Source organism: Myroides sp. A21 (assembly GCF_000807225.1).
Classification (GTDB): Bacteria; Bacteroidota; Bacteroidia; order Flavobacteriales; family Flavobacteriaceae; genus Flavobacterium; species Flavobacterium odoratimimum.
Genome location: NZ_CP010327.1, coordinates 3,031,216 through 3,048,855 on the forward strand (window position 1 = coordinate 3,031,216; position 17,640 = coordinate 3,048,855).

Here is a 17,640-nt window from a genome sequence, read left to right on the forward strand (position 1 = left end):
TAAAAATCTAAAGAAGGAAAATATGAAAATAGATAAGAATGAGGTCTTTATGTTTTGGCTTGTAGACAATAATATCACTTCGGTAGAAAGTGCAGAAAGTTATGACTCTTATGTTCGCAATGCATTTCTGTGTATGAATGTCAATGTGTCACGAGTTAAAGATATAAATATAGTTGCTGAGGTAATTGATGTGTTATCCGAAAAAGGCATTGGACAAAAAATGAATAAATCACCAAAAACTATACAAAACTATTTATCAGGATTACGTGCTTATGGGGAGTTTTTAAATGATACTAATGAATTAAATACAGATGTTGTTAATTTAGCAACTGAGAAAATATTAGAGCAAATTACCAATAGCCCACAACAAGTATATACCACTGATGAGTTGCATAAAAACTTCATGTTTCGATTGATAACACAAGATCGATTTTACGAGGATATTTATTTTCCGATCAGTTTAATAAAACAGTTTTTTGATAAAACTAATAATAAATCAACATTTGATGCTATTATAAAAGATATGATTGATGGAATAAAGATACACCATTCAGAAAAGGAGGTTATTTTATTTAAGGATATTAGCGAATTAAAAATCAAAAACGATAGCGTTTCAATAGTAAGCGGAAATAAAAATGTAGTTATATATACACCAACAAACTCTGAAGAATTTGAACCATTTTGCAGCGATAAATTAAGTGAGATTTCTATAGATCATATAGTTTCGCAACATACTATAATCCAGGAATTAAAACACAAAATACCAGAATTTATTAAGTTGACGGATATTTTGAAAAAAGCACCTAAAAAAGTTGTGAGTAGACCAACATTAGCAGCTTATAAAAAGGAATTTGGTTTAGAGCAATTACTTCAATCAGTAGATTTAGTTCAACTTGAAAAAGAATTTAGATTAATTGTAAGTAAAACAGAATTGCAACTTATGGATAGAAAATTAAATACAAGTAAAGGGAAGAAGTAGTATAGAGTGAGGAGTATTTGTATGATATTTATAGATAATGTATTACTTTGATATAGTGCTTAATTCATTGATATAAACTATAATATAGAGAGGGATTTAGAAGAAGTAAACAAGTTTAAATTATTAGTAAAAGGAAAATAACTCTATGGAAAAACCTAATTATTATAATGTTTTTGACATTCATGGAAATATCAAGGCCGTTAAATTACCTCCAATACAAAGAGGATTTGTTTGGAAAACAGATCAAATGTGTTATTTATGGGATTCTTTGCTAAGAGGATATCCAATAGGATCATTTTTAGCATCAAAAAATGGAGATATAGTAGAATTGTTAGATGGTCAGCAAAGAATGACAACAATACTTACTGGTTTTTATAATCCATTTACTGATGAAAATAGAAATGTTTTGTCATTAAATAAACTACCTGTTTTATGGATAGATCTACAACCTACAAGTAAGCCCAGTGATAATGTTTATTCTATTTTGATATGCAACACTTCTCATCCTTGGGGATATAAAGCGAATAATCCCAGAGAAAGAATATCAACAAGTAAGATAAGAGAATTTCTTATGCGATTTGAGATAGAATCAAATAATTACTATCAACTAAAAGAAACACAATATTTTCCTATAGAAGCAAATTTTCCTATTCCCTTGTCTTTTTTGTTAGAAAGCTATTCAAGTGAAGATACTAATGAACAAAGAATAGAATATTTAAAGCAACTATTGTTAAACTTAGAGTATACTAAAATAGACTATGAAGAGATAATAGATCTTGACTTAATCCTCGGTAAATTGATGGATGCCTGTAGTTTAGCAAATAATGTTTTTATACCAGAATTACATATAGATTTACAGAAAGTAAAGTTAACAGATGAGGAGATGATTGACGAAGATTCTAGGGATCCTACATTATTTGTTCGTTTAAATCAGAATGGAACAACAATAGATGGAGATGAATTAATATATTCGTACTATAAATCATTTTTTCCAAAGGCTAAGGTTTTAATAGAATCATTTAGTAATGGATTTATTTATCCTAAAATGGTATTAAATGTGTTTTCAAGATTAGCTTATTATTTATCAGATGTTGAAAATGCATCATATCGTAGCCCATTTACATTAGAAGGTTTTAAAAATGCTTTTACAAAGAATATTGATTTTAAATCTAAATTACTAGATCTGCTTCCAGAAGAAGAAAGTGATTATTCAGCAGCTAAAAGGCTGAATAAACTGATTAATATGTTCAAAGATTTTGAAGAAGATAATGAGAAAAGAATACCCAATTCACTAATTAAATCTTTTTTAAAAGATGCTAACCTAGTCTATATTTTCTTATGTTTTATAGATAAGGTACAAACGGTTTCAACAGATAATAGAGATGAATGTTTTAAAAAATCAGTAAGTCTTTTCATTTATGTTCACTTGTTTTCAATAAAAAAAGCAAAAATATATAAACCTTTATACGAACATTTAGTTACTAAATATAATGGAGAAGATGTTAATGGGCATATAGATCAAGTATTTAATGAACTTCAATATTGTTATGTTGATGAACATTCGGGCAGAAACTATGAAAGTAAATTGTTTAGAATAACAAATATTGAAGAGGTTTTTAATAAGATTATAAAAACAAAATTTTCAATTTATCATGTTGAGTTTTTTACTAAACTATGTGATGAAGATGATGAGTTTAGAAAGTGTTTTTATATTAATGGAGAACAAAATGATATTTTTATCAAATTTATTGACCGTTTAAAGGGGAATCGTGAAATTTTGCTTTTAGCTCAACGTCAATATATAAATAAGAAGTTTAAAGCATTTGAATCTATTGATGTTCTAGAAGATACTAATAGACCTTGGGATTATGATCATATCTATCCTAAAAATTGGGTTTATACAAATGATGGGGATGGGAGAGCCATAAATAACATTCATTGGCTTGTTAAGGAATGGATCAATAGTAACGGTAATTATAGGGCTTTAGATTTTTCTACTAACAGAAGTGATCGTGATATGGTATCTCCAAAGAAAAGACTTATGGCTGAAACTGATCAAATAGATAGTTTTGTAGTAAAAGATGATTACGATAACTATTGGTTAAATTTTGATAAGAAACATTTAATAAAAGATAAGGATGATCTTTATTTAGATTATTTTCTTAAGGCTATTTTATCAAGAACTGCTAAGATTTACAATGAACTTAATATTACCTATTTTAAACTAAAACACTATGATTAACCAAGCAGAACGCATCACGCAGAATCGTGTAATCAAGCTATTCACAGAACAATTAGGGTATGTGTATTATGGGAATTGGGAGAGTAGAGTCGGAAATAGCAATATAGAAGAAGATATATTACGTACTAATTTAAAGAAAAGAGGTATAGCAGATAGACTTATCAATTCGAGTATTAAAGAGTTATGTGATGTGGCGAGATCATCTACTGGGAGTTTATATGAACGCAATAAAGCGGTATATGTTAAGCTTCGTTATGGGGTAAAAGTACGCCCTGAAGTAGGTGAGCATCATGAAACAGTCTTTCCTATTGATTGGAAGAATATAGAGAATAATGAATTTGGGATAGCAGAAGAGGTTACTTTAGGTCAAGGCGAGCATACAAGACGCCCTGATCTGGTATTATACATTAATGGTATTGCCATAGGAGTGATAGAATTGAAGAGAGGGACAGTCGATATAAGTGAGAGTATTAGACAGTTGATATCTAATCAGAAGGGAGCATTTAATGAGTGGTTCTATTCTACTATACAGCTTTTATTGGCAGGGAATAATACACAAGGTCTTAAGTATGGAACGACGGATACAGATGAGAAGTTTTACTTACCTTGGAAGGAAGATGAGAACGACAATATAGAATATAAAATAGATAAGTATTTAAAGAAAATGTGTGATAAGGAGCGTCTTATCGACATGATTTACAATACGGTTATTTATGATGCAGGAGTGAAGAAATTACCTCGTCCTCATCAGTATTTTGGGTTAAAAGCAGCACAAGAGTTTGTTCAACGCAGAGAGGGTGGGATTATCTGGCATACACAAGGATCGGGTAAATCGTTAATGATGGTGATGCTGGCGAAGTGGATCTTCGAGAATATTGCTAACTCTCGTATTGTGGTATTAACAGATCGTACAGAGCTTGATGATCAGATCGAGCGCGTATTTATGGATGTTGGAGAGAGTGATATCGCTAAGACAACATCTGGTAAAGAGCTGATGAGTTATTTGACAGCTACTATGCCTCGCTTAATTAGTTCGTTAATACACAAGTTTGGGAATAACTCTGACAATGAGTATGAGGTGTTCTTAAAAGAGCTTCAGGACAATCCTGTAAAGACACAAGGTGAGATATTTGTATTTATAGATGAGTGTCACCGTACGCAAGGTGGGAAATTAAATGAAGTAATGAAAACGGTACTTAAAGGTGCTGTATTTATTGGATTTACAGGTACTCCATTGTTAAAGGTAGATAAGAAAACAACGATGGATGTGTTTGGTAGATATATTCACACGTATAAATTTAATGAAGCAGTAGAGGACGGTGTGATTAAAGATCTTATGTATGAGGGGCGTGATATAGAACAGTATATTACCTCACAAGCTAAGATAGATCAATGGTTCGAAGCGAAAACAAGAGGACTTAACGATTTTCAACGAAAAGAGTTGAAGAAGAAGTGGGGGACGATGCAGCATGTGTTGAGTTCTAAGAGTAGAATGGCTATGATAGTGGCAGATATTATTCATGATTTTAATACTAAGGCTAGACTAAATCAACAAAGGGGAAATGCAATATTGGTAGCTTCAAGTATCTATGAGGCATGTAAGTATTATACGTTATTTTTAGAGACGGAGCTAAAGAGTAAATGTGCTATAGTTACTTCTTATAATCCGAATGCAAAAGATGTCTCTAAGGAGGATACAGGAGCAGATAGTGAAACAGATAAACAGTTTATTTATAACACTTATAAAGAGTTATTAAAAGATGTAAGCGCTACAGGGAATCAGTCAAAAACAGAAGTGTATGAGGATCATGCGAAAACAATGTTTAGAAAACAACCAGCTAATATGAAGCTGTTAATCGTTGTTTCTAAGCTCTTGACAGGTTTTGATGCTCCACCTTGTTCTTATATTTATATTGATAAGAGAATGCAAGACCACACCTTGTTTCAGGCTATCTGTAGAGTAAATAGATTAGATGATGATACAAAGGATTATGGGTATATCGTGGATTATATGGAGCTTTTTGGCAAAGTGACAGATGCTATTAATGTTTATACTTCTGAGTTAGATAGTGAAGGATTTACAGTAGAAGAAGTGGGTATTCAGTTAAAGGATCGTTTAAAAATAGCGAAGGATCGTTTATTAACTGCTTATGAAACTGTAGAAGCAATCTGTGAAGCAGTAGAATATCCAAGAACAGACTTTAATTATATCCGTTACTTCTGTGGTAACACAGAAAATAAGGAAGAATTAAAAGGGAATGAATATAAGCGTATGGCATTGTATAAGGCTATCGTTGAATATATCCGTGCTTTTGCAAATATCAAAGCAGATCTTGAGCTTGCAGGTTTTACAGAAAACGAGATTAAGAAGTACTCAGATAAGTTAGATGATTATCTTGCTATAAGAGAATTAATACGTATTGCATCTGGAGAAACATTAGATTTAAAAGTATATGAAGCAGATATGCGTTTTTTAATTGACACGTATATTCGAGCAGAAGATTCGGAACGTATATCTCCATTTGATGATATTTCATTATTAGATTTGATGGGAGAAGATATAGGAAAAGCTATTGAGCAATTGCCTAAAGGAGTAAAATCTAATAAAGAAGCAATGGCTGAAGCAATGGAAAATAATGTAAGAAGTAAAATAGTAGAAGAGCATTTAAATGACCCTAAGTACTTTGAGCAGATGTCTGTTCTATTGCAAGAACTAATTGAAAGAAGAAAGGCTGAGACAATTGCATATCAGGAATATTTAGAAGAGATGGCTGCTTTAGCAAAAGATGTGAAAAGGGGTAAGGATAGCGAAACTCCAAGTACTTTAAATACCAAGGGAAAGTTAGCTATCTACCATATAGTTAATGATGAACATATAGCATTAGAATGTGATAGTGCTATACAATCTGCTAAACAAGAAGGATTTAGAGAAAATCCTCAAAAGCAGAATGTTGTAAAAGGGGCAATTTACAGTATAGTAAATAAAGTTAATGTGACAAGTACAAATGATGCTATTCAAACAGTGGAAGAGATTTATAAGGTAGTAGATGCTAATAAAGAGGATTATTAAGAATGGTAAAGGAAAGTTTAAAAGTAGGAGAAATAGACGTTGAGGTAACTTTCAAGGACATTAAGAATCTTCACTTAAGTGTGCACCCTCCATATGGAAAAGTTACTGTTTCTTCACCTTTATTCTATGATATGGATAAAGTGAAGATTTATGTGGCAACTAAGTTGAACTGGATAAAGAAAGAACAGAGTAAGTTTATAAATCAATTAAGAGAGCAACCTCGAGAGTTTATAAACCAAGAGACTCATTATTTTTTAGGAGCTAAATATCTGTTGTTAATTAAAGAAGGGAATAGGAATAAAGTAGTTACTGATGGTAATAAACTTGTTGTCCATACAAGAGATATTACGAATAAAGTTCAAAAAGAAAAACAGGTTTACCAGTTTTATAGAAAGGAATTGCGTTATCATTTACAGCGTTATATTTCTATTTATAGTCAAAGAATGGGAATTGAGTTGCCAGATTTTAAAATACGTGTGATGCGCACAAAGTGGGGATCATGTGCTACAACAACTAAGTGCCTATGGTTTAATATAGAGTTGGCAAAAAAACCTTTGGATTGTATAGAGTATATTGTTGTACATGAAATGGTTCATTTGTTTGAACGTCATCACAACAAACAGTTTGTATTGTTGATGGATGAATATTTACCTAATTGGCGTACCCAAAAGAAGATATTAAATGAGTTGGCGTTGCCGGTATATGATGTTAAGTAAAGGGTAAGTTATATGGTTTTGATTATTAAAGATTAATTAGTAATAATAAAATATTAGCTTACAAGATTAAAAATAATATAAGGTTAAATAATAAAAAATGATTGAATTAATTATTGCATTAATAGTATTTACTATCGCATATTCATTTGGATATGTGTTTTTTAGGAGATTTAGAAAGAATCAAATAAATGATCCTTCTAAGAAAGGTTTTTTTAATAATAAATATATTTTTGAAACGATTCCATCAACTTTTCCTACTCTTGGTATTTTTTGTACTGCATTAGGAATTACTATGGGGATATGGAACTTTAATACAGATGATATCCAAAATAGTATGCCTGAGTTGTTAAATGGTTTGAAACTTGCCTTTTTAGCGACTATGTTAGGTATAGTTGGAATGATTATTTTTCAGAAAGTAGCAGCTGTTATTCAGCGTGAAATAGATGATGTTAATCAGAATGTAGTAAATGAATCTAACGAATTAGGAGCTTTAAATGTTATTATTAAAAAACTAAATGAGTCAACTGAAAGAAATGATATTAATACCAAGCTTCTAGTTGATGCAATAAGAGGAATGAATGAAACGATAGGAAGTAACTCTAGTAATTTAGAAAATATACTAAAAAATGAATTGACCAAAGTTTGTGAAGTAGTAACTTCAATGTCAGTAGATATTAAAGATAGTATAGAACGAAACTATAATGTAGAATTACTATCTATAGGGAAAAGCGATGAGATAATAGCGTCTTTAAAAGACAATCAGACAGAAATGAGTAAGAAATTTGATACTTTTTCTGTATTGTTAGCTAAAAATAATACTGAGGCTCTAGTGGAAGTGATGAAAAATGTAACTGAAACGTTTAGTCAACAGATGAATCAAATTATCGAAAAGCTAGTCAAAGAAAATTTTGATGCATTAAATAATAGTGTTTTAAATATGGTTAGCTGGCAAGAGGAAAACAAAACTCAAATACAGACGTTAAGTGATGGGTACACCTCGTTGACTTCTAATTTTGAAAAGAATGCTGTGTTGCTAACAGATATTACAAATAGTGTCAACGGTTTAGTAGGGGATAGTTCCAAATTGAATGAGTTAGTTTTAATAATGAGTGAGGCGTTAATGGATGATAATAATTTTACCCAAACGACTAAAAAACTTGTGCATACAATAGAGATGATTGAGAAAAGTACTGAGGACTTCTCAAATACAACAGATAAACTTAATGAATGGGTTAATAAGGAAAAGAATTTTAATGATTCAGTGGAGTTATTAATTGATAAATTAGAAGAGTTTAGAGATTTAAATAGTGATGTGTGGAGTAGATATAGAAATGAAATGGATTCAGCTGTAGGTATTATAGAAAAGACATCTTTAACTATTAGTAAAGAGTTATCAGCTATTGACGATGAGTTTTATAATAGATTACACACAACACTCGAGAATTTAGATATGTGTATTCAACGTGCAATAGTAAAATACGAAAAATAATGAGTAAGAAAGAATCGTTTTGGTTACCATATGCTGATTTGATGACTGTGTTAATGATTGTCTTTTTATTTATTTCAGTTGGATATATGGCCATATTACAGAAAAAGGAAAAAGAACGGACTAATATTATTGATACCTATATTGTTTTAAAGGAAGATCTCTATAATGATCTTAAACATGAGTTTAAAGATGATTTTAAAAAATGGGATTTAGAATTAGATCGTGATTTATCTATCAAGTTTACAAATCCTGAAATCCTTTTTCAATCAGGGAAGGCAGAGTTAACTACTAAGTTTGAAGATATATTGAATGAGTTTGTACCTAATTATTTAAATATAGTTTTGGATAAAAAGTATAAAGGTAGAATTGCAGAAGTGAGAATAGAAGGACATACAGATGATGTTAAGTATTTGTATACAAAAGATAGTTATATTAGAAATGTAGAGCTGTCACAAGAAAGATCACGAAATGTATTAGCTTATATAAGATCTTTAGAATATTATAAAGAATTGTCAAGTGAGGAAGAATCTTTATTACAATTTTTATTGACAGCTAATGGGTTATCATATGGAAGAACTTTAGATAAAAATAAAGAACTTACTTTTACTACTAAAAAAGAGATAGATAGAGTTAATTCAAGACGGGTAGAGTTTAAGATTGTGATTGCATCAGATGATATTTTAAACGAAGTCATTAATAAAAAATAAATTGATGGAGAAAAATAGATTATATGATTTTTCTGAATTAATTAAATTTTTAGATAAAAAAGGCTTTCCTAATGTAGAGAAGCCTACTTTAGAAATTATTCGAGAAGATCTTACGCAAAAGCAAAAGGAAGGAAAGGTAGAGTTTAAAGAGGATGGTATATATTTATTACATAATAATATTTGGCATAAAGGGTATATGTACATTAAGAATGCAGATGTTAATCAATATGGTTTACCTAAGTATCATATATTAGAATGCAAAACTATTAAAGATCAAAAAAGTAGAGATAAGTTTGATAATCATTATTATTGGAGTAATGAATCCCATGTTGATGTAAGACAACGTAATTCTAATCAAGAATATAAAGAGGAGGTCTTGGATTTATGTAAAAATTGTGCAAAAGAAGCAAAAGAAATTTATTATAACACTACAGAGCTCTTTCATAACTCTTTAAATTTAGATGTTAATTATTCTAAAAAGGTCATTAAGATTGATATTAATGGTTATGATGTAGATTGGCATAATATAAAGAGAAAACATCAAGAAGAGAAGAATTTTTTATGTGAAGAATGTGGCATTGATTTGCAAAATGATAAAAGGTTTATAGAAGTTATTCATAAAGACGATGATAAAACAAATAATATGTTATCTAATTTAAGGTGTCTATGTTTAGGGTGTTTAGCAAATAGTGTTTCAAAAAGTAAATTAAGTAAAGCAAAATTGGAACAAGTAAAAGCTTTTAAGAACAAATATGATGGTTTTTATAAAAGTAAAAATATTTTTACTAGAACAAAAATGTAGGGGTATTTTAATTCTTTTTGTCTTCATTTTTTAAGTAGAAGTTTATCTAATGAAAGCTGTATTTTAGATCATAACATCCCCCATATATTTGTAATTCTCTTTAAATTTGTTATATTATAGTTTGAGGAGGAGTAATTTATAAGTTTATGTTATCACACAGAGGTAAGGAGAGAAGTTTTATGCAGAATCTGCGTTTAGCAGTGTTATTGTCATTTGTAGGAGGCGTGGTGAATGTAAGTGGTTTTTTGGCTTTAAAACTGATGACAACCAATGTGACTGGGTATTTATCTAATTTTGCTCAGGAGGTACTTACCTTTAATAAACAAGCTATTTTGAAGTCAGTGTTGTTATTGGTTTCGTTTTTCTTAGGATCTTTCACTTCTCACGTGATCTTACAGTTGCAAAAGTTGATTTGGAATAAGGTGTATTTTACAGTGCCCTTGATACTAGAGGCTATCTTATTAGGGGGAGTGGCTTATCTCGAGGGGGATATATTGTTTCAATATCCGATGAAGATAGCCTATGTACTGCTATTTGCGATGGGATTACAGAATTCTCTTGTTACTTTTATTTCTAAGGCGGTAGTGAGAACTACGCATATTACGGGGATAGTCACCGATCTGGGAATAGAGACAGCGAGGTTATTGTTTAATCTAACGAGAGCCAACCTTCGCAATCTTTTGCTTTCTCATATAGGACTTAAACTTGCCATTGTCTTTTCGTTTGGGATAGGAGGGATTACCGCAGCATTTTGCTTTGAGTACCTTCATTTGCGCACCTTATACATTGGTGTGGTGGTTATTCTATTTACTACCGTTTATGATTATTTAGTGGTTAAAATGATGAGGGTATTAGAGGAAGGAAAACAGATAGTGGACTGGAGTAAGAAAGTAGTGACTAAGGACTATAAAGTTTACCATATCTTAAGAAGGAAGAAGTAGGCTACGTGGTTTTAAATATAACAATCACTTTAAAATAGAGATAAAACATCTCGTCCTTCGGACACCACTCCAAAGTAAGGGAATAAAAAAAATCTTGTAATTAAATCTCTCACATTAGAGTTAATTACAAGATTCTGTTGACCTTAGATTCCGATATGCAGTTCGTATTCATCGTCTGTCTTCTCTTCGAAATCATAAATAGAATTTGCTGGTGAAATTGCGTTGCATGTTGAGCAAACGTAAGCATCTATTGATGGGTCATAGTAGTGATTTTCGTGATTGTTTTCACAAGTTTCACTTTTTGCAAAAAGTAAATTTTCTGTCATATATGTGAGTTTTTTAAAGTTGTCTCTAAGATAGTATTTAAAAGTATAGAAAACAAATAATTATTGGCTTAGGTGTGTGTTTTTGTTGTTAATATTTTCTAAACATTGTGTTTTTGTGTGTAGTTTAGGTTTAATCGATGTGAAATGATGAATTTTTTAGAGATAAGAGGTTTTATAGAAATATTCTTCTATAAGATTCTGTAGTGTAAAAAGGTCTTATGTGGTAAATAGAAATTCAGGTAGAGACCATAATGATATAAGATCAAATAGCCATCAAGACAAAATCAAAAAAATGTAGAACACATTTCCTAATCTCCTTAATTAATACTATTTTTGGCTAATATGCTATAGAACGCTTATAGCTTAGTAATCAATAAATTCAATATATTTTACTTTATGTCAGACGATAAAAAGGTAATTTTTTCGATGTCAAAAGTGAGTAAAACTTACTCATCGACAAATAAGACTGTATTAAAAGATATTTATTTAAGCTTTTTCTACGGGGCTAAAATTGGTATTTTAGGTCTAAATGGTTCTGGTAAATCTTCTTTATTAAAGATTATTGCTGGGGTTGATAAAAACTATCAAGGTGATGTGGTGTTTGCACCAGGATACACTGTAGGGTATTTAGAACAAGAACCTCAATTAGATGAAACAAAGACTGTTATCGAAATCGTTAAAGAAGGAGCTGCTGAAACGGTAGCAATCTTAGATGAATTCAATCAGATAAATGATATGTTTGGTTTGCCAGAAGTGTATGAAGATGCAGATAAAATGCAGAAACTGATGGATAGACAAGCTGAGCTACAAGATAAAATAGATGCTGTAGGAGGATGGGAGCTAGATACAAAACTAGCTATCGCTATGGATGCTTTGCGTACGCCAGAGCCTGATACTCCTATCAATATTCTTTCTGGAGGAGAGCGTCGTAGAGTTGCTTTATGTCGTCTATTATTACAAAACCCAGATGTATTATTATTAGATGAGCCTACTAACCACTTAGACGCGGAGTCTGTACACTGGTTAGAGCAACACTTACAACAATATTCAGGAACAGTAATTGCTGTAACGCACGACCGTTATTTCTTAGATAACGTAGCAGGATGGATTCTAGAATTAGATAGAGGAGAAGGTATTCCATGGAAAGGGAACTATTCTTCTTGGTTAGATCAAAAGTCTACAAGATTAGCTCAAGAGGAGAAGGTTGCTTCTAAACGTCGTAAGAACTTAGAGCGTGAGTTAGATTGGGTACGTCAAGGTGCTAAAGGTCGTCAAACAAAACAAAAAGCAAGGTTACAGAACTACGATAAGTTATTAAACGAGGATCAAAAAGTTCTAGAAGAGAAATTAGAGATTTATATCCCTAATGGACCACGTCTTGGAACAAATGTGATTGAAGCAAAAGGTGTAGCGAAGGCTTTCGGAGATAAATTGTTATATGATGATTTAAACTTTACTTTGCCACAAGCTGGGATTGTAGGTATTATCGGGCCTAATGGTGCTGGTAAGTCTACTATCTTCCGTATGATCATGGGAGAACAACAGCCTGATGCGGGTACATTCGCTATCGGAGATACGGTTAAGATCGCTTATGTGGATCAAGCGCACTCTAATATAGACCCAGAGAAATCAATTTGGGAGAACTTCTGTGATGGTCAAGAGTTGATCATGATGGGTGGTCGTCAAGTGAATTCTCGTGCTTATTTGAGTAGATTTAACTTCGGTGGTTCTGAGCAAAATAAAAAGGTATCAACGCTTTCTGGAGGAGAACGTAACCGTCTTCACCTAGCAATGACATTGAGAGAAGAAGGTAACGTATTGCTACTGGATGAGCCTACGAATGACTTGGACGTAAATACACTACGTGCATTAGAGGAAGGTCTTGAGAACTTCGCTGGATGTGCAGTGGTTATTTCCCATGACCGTTGGTTCTTAGACCGTATCTGTACGCATATTTTAGCTTTTGAAGGTGATTCTCAAGTGTATTTCTTTGAAGGATCATTCTCTGACTATGAAGAGAATCGTAAGAAACGTTTAGGGGATGTAGCTCCAACTCGTTTGAAATATAAAAAATTAGTTCGCTAATTAAAATAGTAAAGGCCTAATTAGTTTTCTAGTTAGGCTTTTTTTGTGATGTCGTGCGCTCCGTTTCACTTCGCTTACTAGGGAGGCGCTGCGCTAGGGAGGCGTGCACTCCGCTTCACTTCGTTTACTAGGGAGGCGCTGCGCTAGGAAATAGGGAACAGGGTTACTCAAAGTCGGGAGACTTTGCGCAGCGAGGTTTTCTAGTTAGGCTTTTTTTGTGATGTCGTGCGCTCCGTTTCACTTCGCTTACTAGGGAAGCGCTGCGCTAGGGAACAGGGAACAGGCGAGACATCACAGTTTCACGATTTCACAAACAAACAAAAAGACGATTTCACAAAAAAAAACAATGAATATAGAGATATTACATATAAATGCTCAATCTGCAGAGGGACAGCCAACTGTTTTTAATCCTGTAGTAGTTGGATTTGCAGACGGAACTTCTTATTTAATAGATTGTGGTTTTACTTATAATTTTCAAGAGTTTAAACAAGAGTTAATGCATCTAGGACTAATGGTAGCTGACTTGAAAGGAATTATTATTTCTCATGATGATATTGATCATTTAGAAGGATTGCATAAATTTAAAGAGGAATATGTTTCTTTAGAGGTTATCAGTTGTGCTATAGAGTCTGACTCTGTTTCTGGTCGAGTAGAGTCTGAACGTCTTATACAAGTTAAAGAGAGTCTTACTCATATCCCTGAGGAGATGAAAGGAGGGGTAAATGACTTCATTAAACAGCTTGAGGGTATCAAACGTTTTGAGGTTACTCAAACTTTAGAGGATGGACAGTTCTTTAAAGATACATTACAGGTTATAGCTACGCCAGGGCATACGAAAGGACATATTTCATTCTTTGATACAGAGAGTAAGACATTAATTGCGGCAGATGCGATAGTGGTAGAGGAGGGTGAGTTTAATATCGCTAATCCTCAGTTTACTCTGGATATGGAGGCTGCTTTAGCTTCTGTTGAGAAGATTAAGAACCTAAAACCTAATCGTGTAATTTGCTATCACGGTGGTGTGGTTGAAGAGGGGATAGAGGAAAAATTAGATCGATTAATCAAGAGGTATTGTTAGTTTACAGTTTATAAATCCGCGACAACTTTAGGGACGTATTACCATATGCCCACGATTACAAATTCGTGTGAAAGGTTTGATTACCAAATAATATCAACAGAAAAGGCTACTTAAATCTAGTTTAAGTAGCCTTTTTTTATATGTAATTTTGTGTCTCGTTTTCTATAAAAATGTAACAAATACATTTAAGATTAATGCATTCAGGATGTCTATGAAGAATGCTCCTACCATAGGAATAATAAGGAATGCTTTAGGTGATGGGCCAAAACGGCTTGTTACAGCTTGGATATTTGCTACAGCTGTTGCTGTTGCTCCTAATCCAAATCCACAGTGCCCTGCACTTAATACGATAGCATCGTAATCTTTGCCCATAGCTCTGTAGGTAATAAAGTAAGCAAATACGAGCATTAAACATACTTGTACTACTAAGATAAGTAAGATAGGCAAAGCAAGTTCTGTAATCGTCCACATCTTTAAAGACATTAGTGCACAAGCTAAGAAAATAGAAAGACCAGCATTACCTAGTATTTCAATAGATTCATCATGCATTTTTACTTTAAATAGGTGTGGTAGTACATTTCTGATGATTACTCCGATAAATAAACACCATACGAAAGTAGGTAGTTTAAATGTGTACTGTGCATTCCAATCTGATAAGTATTGTCCTAAAACTAAACAGATAGATAGAAGAGTGATTGTAAGCATAATACTCTTATAGTTTACTTTCTTATCCGTTACTACTGAAGGAACAGATATTTCGTGTGTTTCTTCGTGTTCTTGAATTTTTTCAGGGGGTAACTCTTTGTAATTATTCTTGCGCAATAGTTTGTAGGCTAGTGGACCTCCTATTGTTCCTCCAAGGATTAAGCCGAAAGTAGCACAAGCCATACCAATGTCTTTAGCTCCTATTAGAGGATTGTTGCTTGTCATAAAGGTGTCAGCCCATCCACCAGCTGTACCATGACCTCCCGTAAGTGTGATAGAACCGGCTATTAATCCAAATCTAGTGTCAAGATCTAATAAATATGCTAAAGATACTCCTAGAGAGTTCTGACATATAATGAATGTAGCTGCTATAAGTAAGAATATGATTAATCCTTTTCCTCCTTTTATAAGTGTTCTAAAATCTGCATTTAGTCCAATAGAAGAAAAGAAGATAAACATCATTCCTTGTTGAATACTTTCGTCAATAGTAAATTCCTTGCCAGTAACAGAATAGGCAATCCAAGAAAACATAGCAACAATAAAACCACCTACAACAGGTTCGGGGATATTAAATTTTTGAAAAAAGTTTACTTTTTGAACTACAAAGTGTCCTAGTAATAACACAAAGCAGGCAAGCATTAATGTTTCATAAATTCCAAAATCCATATAAGTTTGTTCTATTAAAGGTGAAAAAATAATGGTCTAAAGGCAGACCTTCGTTCGCAAATATAAATAAACTAGGGTGGAGTAACCTAAAAAACTTCTTTTTATTCTTGTTTAAATGATGTTTTTAATTGTTAACTAGTTTGTTTTGTACTGGTTACTGGGCTTGGGTGTAGAGGTAAATAAGAAATAGAAAGAAATTCTAAAAACTTTTTTGAGATACGTAGAATATAACTATTTTTGCGCATGCAACACAATGTACTTATTTTAGATTTTGGATCGCAATACACACAGTTGATTGCGAGAAGGGTTCGCGAGTTAAATATATTCTGCGAAATCTTACCTTATAATGATATGCCTAAGGATTTGACAGAATATAAAGCTGTTATTTTATCAGGTAGTCCTTATTCAGTTCGCTCAGAAGAAGCGTTACACCCAGATTTGTCGAATATCAAAGGAAAAATGCCTCTATTAGCAGTATGCTACGGTGCTCAGTACTTAGCTCATTTCTTCGGAGGAGAAGTAGCACCATCTGATACACGTGAGTATGGTAGAGCGAATTTAGACTTTATAGCAGAGGATGCTTTCTTTAAAGATATTCCTCATAATAGTCAAGTTTGGATGAGTCACAGTGATACTATTAAACAATTACCTACTAATGGGGTGTTGTTAGCTAGTACTAAAGATGTGAAAAACGCTGCTTATAAAGTAGAAGGAGAACAAACTTATGCTATCCAGTTTCACCCAGAGGTTTACCATTCTACAGATGGAGCACAGCTGTTGAAAAACTTCTTAGTAGATATCGCTGGTGTTAGTCAAGATTTTACTCCAAATGCTTTTGTTGAAGAGACAATAACAGATTTAAGAAATAAAATTGGATCAGAGAAAGTTGTTTTGGCTTTATCTGGAGGGGTAGATTCTACAGTAGCTGCTGTGTTATTACACAAAGCAATTGGAGAGAATTTACACTGTATCTTTGTAAATAATGGGTTATTACGTAAAAACGAATTCCAAAATGTATTAAACCAATACAATGGAATGGGGTTAAACGTAAAAGGAGTAGATGCTACTGATCGTTTTATGGAAGCTCTAGCAGGTCTAGAAGATCCAGAGCAAAAACGTAAAGCTATTGGTAAGTCTTTTATCGATGTATTTGATGATGAATCTAAATTAATCGAAGATGCTACTTTCTTAGGTCAAGGTACTATATATCCTGACGTAATCGAGTCTATCTCTGTAAAAGGGCCATCAGCTACTATTAAATCGCACCATAACGTAGGAGGTTTACCTGACTTTATGAAATTAAAAGTAGTAGAGCCTTTGCGTATGTTGTTTAAAGATGAGGTACGTAGAGTAGGAGCTTCTTTAGGTATAGACCCTGAGTTATTAGGAAGACACCCTTTCCCAGGACCAGGTCTTGCTATTAGAATCTTAGGAGATATCACTCAAGAGAAAGTAAGATTATTACAAGAAGTAGATGCTATCTTTATAGAAGGACTTAGAGAACATGGTCTTTATAACTCTGTATGGCAAGCAGGAGCAATCCTTCTTCCAGTAAACAGTGTAGGTGTAATGGGGGATGAGCGTACTTACGAAAAAGTAGTAGCACTAAGAGCAGTTGCTTCTACAGATGGTATGACTGCAGACTGGGTACACTTACCTTATGAGTTCTTAATGGAGATTTCAAATAAAATAATTAACCGCGTAAAAGGTGTAAACAGAGTGGTTTACGATATTAGTTCTAAACCGCCTGCAACAATTGAGTGGGAATAATTTAAATAATTCAATAAGTCGCTGTAACTTTGTTATAGCGACTTATCGTTTTTTATAAATTGTA

At 32.6% G+C, this 17,640-nt stretch carries 13 protein-coding genes; 11 read left to right on the top strand and 2 right to left on the bottom strand.

Annotation, left to right across the window (positions count from 1 at the left end; all coding sequences use genetic code 11):
• The first annotated feature begins 22 nt into the window (after positions 1-22).
• From MYRA21_RS13595 to MYRA21_RS13630, 8 genes are all read left to right on the top strand, one after another.
• Complete coding sequence (locus MYRA21_RS13595; RefSeq protein WP_144246098.1) at positions 23-979, top strand: hypothetical protein; 957 nt, start codon at positions 23-25, stop codon at positions 977-979.
• Between the two features lie 145 nt (positions 980-1,124).
• Positions 1,125-3,221: a DUF262 domain-containing protein gene (locus MYRA21_RS13600; protein ID WP_039329404.1), complete on the top strand. Its 2,097-nt coding sequence runs from the start codon at positions 1,125-1,127 to the stop codon at positions 3,219-3,221.
• A complete protein-coding gene (locus tag MYRA21_RS13605; protein WP_039329406.1) occupies positions 3,214-6,291 on the top strand; it encodes a type I restriction endonuclease subunit R in 3,078 nt (1,025 codons plus the stop codon). The genes MYRA21_RS13600 and MYRA21_RS13605 overlap by 8 nt, the downstream gene beginning before the upstream one ends.
• Before the next feature lie 2 nt (positions 6,292-6,293).
• The gene (locus MYRA21_RS13610) at positions 6,294-7,007 is read left to right on the top strand and encodes a M48 family metallopeptidase (RefSeq protein WP_039329408.1); all 714 of its coding nucleotides are present in this window, start codon (positions 6,294-6,296) and stop codon (positions 7,005-7,007) included.
• A 97-nt stretch (positions 7,008-7,104) separates the two neighbouring features.
• Complete coding sequence (locus MYRA21_RS13615) at positions 7,105-8,496, top strand: MotA/TolQ/ExbB proton channel family protein (RefSeq protein ID WP_039329410.1); 1,392 nt, start codon at positions 7,105-7,107, stop codon at positions 8,494-8,496.
• On the top strand, positions 8,496-9,203 hold the full coding sequence (locus MYRA21_RS13620) for an OmpA family protein (RefSeq protein WP_039329412.1): 708 nt from the start codon (positions 8,496-8,498) through the stop codon (positions 9,201-9,203). Before MYRA21_RS13615 ends, MYRA21_RS13620 begins: the two co-directional genes overlap by 1 nt.
• Before the next feature lie 4 nt (positions 9,204-9,207).
• The gene (locus tag MYRA21_RS13625) at positions 9,208-10,005 is read left to right on the top strand and encodes an HNH endonuclease (protein WP_039329414.1); all 798 of its coding nucleotides are present in this window, start codon (positions 9,208-9,210) and stop codon (positions 10,003-10,005) included.
• Between the two features lie 146 nt (positions 10,006-10,151).
• Positions 10,152-10,946 (top strand): YoaK family protein, encoded by a 795-nt coding sequence (locus MYRA21_RS13630; RefSeq protein WP_016649498.1) that lies wholly within the window; start codon positions 10,152-10,154, stop codon positions 10,944-10,946.
• Between the two features lie 143 nt (positions 10,947-11,089).
• On the opposite strand, the gene MYRA21_RS18790 is transcribed toward MYRA21_RS13630, so the two are convergent.
• Positions 11,090-11,272, bottom strand: a complete 183-nt coding sequence (locus tag MYRA21_RS18790) for a hypothetical protein (RefSeq protein WP_006259006.1) — start codon at positions 11,270-11,272, stop codon at positions 11,090-11,092.
• 396 nt (positions 11,273-11,668) lie between these two features.
• On the opposite strand from MYRA21_RS18790, the gene ettA reads away from it, so the two are divergent.
• Complete coding sequence (gene ettA / locus MYRA21_RS13635) at positions 11,669-13,357, top strand: energy-dependent translational throttle protein EttA (protein ID WP_006261105.1); 1,689 nt, start codon at positions 11,669-11,671, stop codon at positions 13,355-13,357.
• A gap of 346 nt (positions 13,358-13,703) precedes the next feature.
• Positions 13,704-14,435 carry an MBL fold metallo-hydrolase gene (locus tag MYRA21_RS13640; RefSeq protein ID WP_039329416.1) on the top strand — a complete coding sequence of 244 codons (732 nt, stop codon included), beginning with the start codon at positions 13,704-13,706 and terminating at the stop codon, positions 14,433-14,435.
• 162 nt (positions 14,436-14,597) lie between these two features.
• Here the strand turns inward: MYRA21_RS13640 and gltS are convergent, their stop codons facing one another.
• Positions 14,598-15,806: a sodium/glutamate symporter gene (gltS, locus tag MYRA21_RS13645; protein WP_039329418.1), complete on the bottom strand. Its 1,209-nt coding sequence runs from the start codon at positions 15,804-15,806 to the stop codon at positions 14,598-14,600.
• Positions 15,807-16,049: 243 nt separating this feature from the next.
• On the opposite strand from gltS, the gene guaA reads away from it, so the two are divergent.
• Positions 16,050-17,576, top strand: coding sequence for a glutamine-hydrolyzing GMP synthase (gene guaA / locus MYRA21_RS13650; protein WP_006261108.1), 1,527 nt, complete (start codon positions 16,050-16,052; stop codon positions 17,574-17,576).
• The last annotated feature ends 64 nt before the right edge of the window (positions 17,577-17,640 follow it).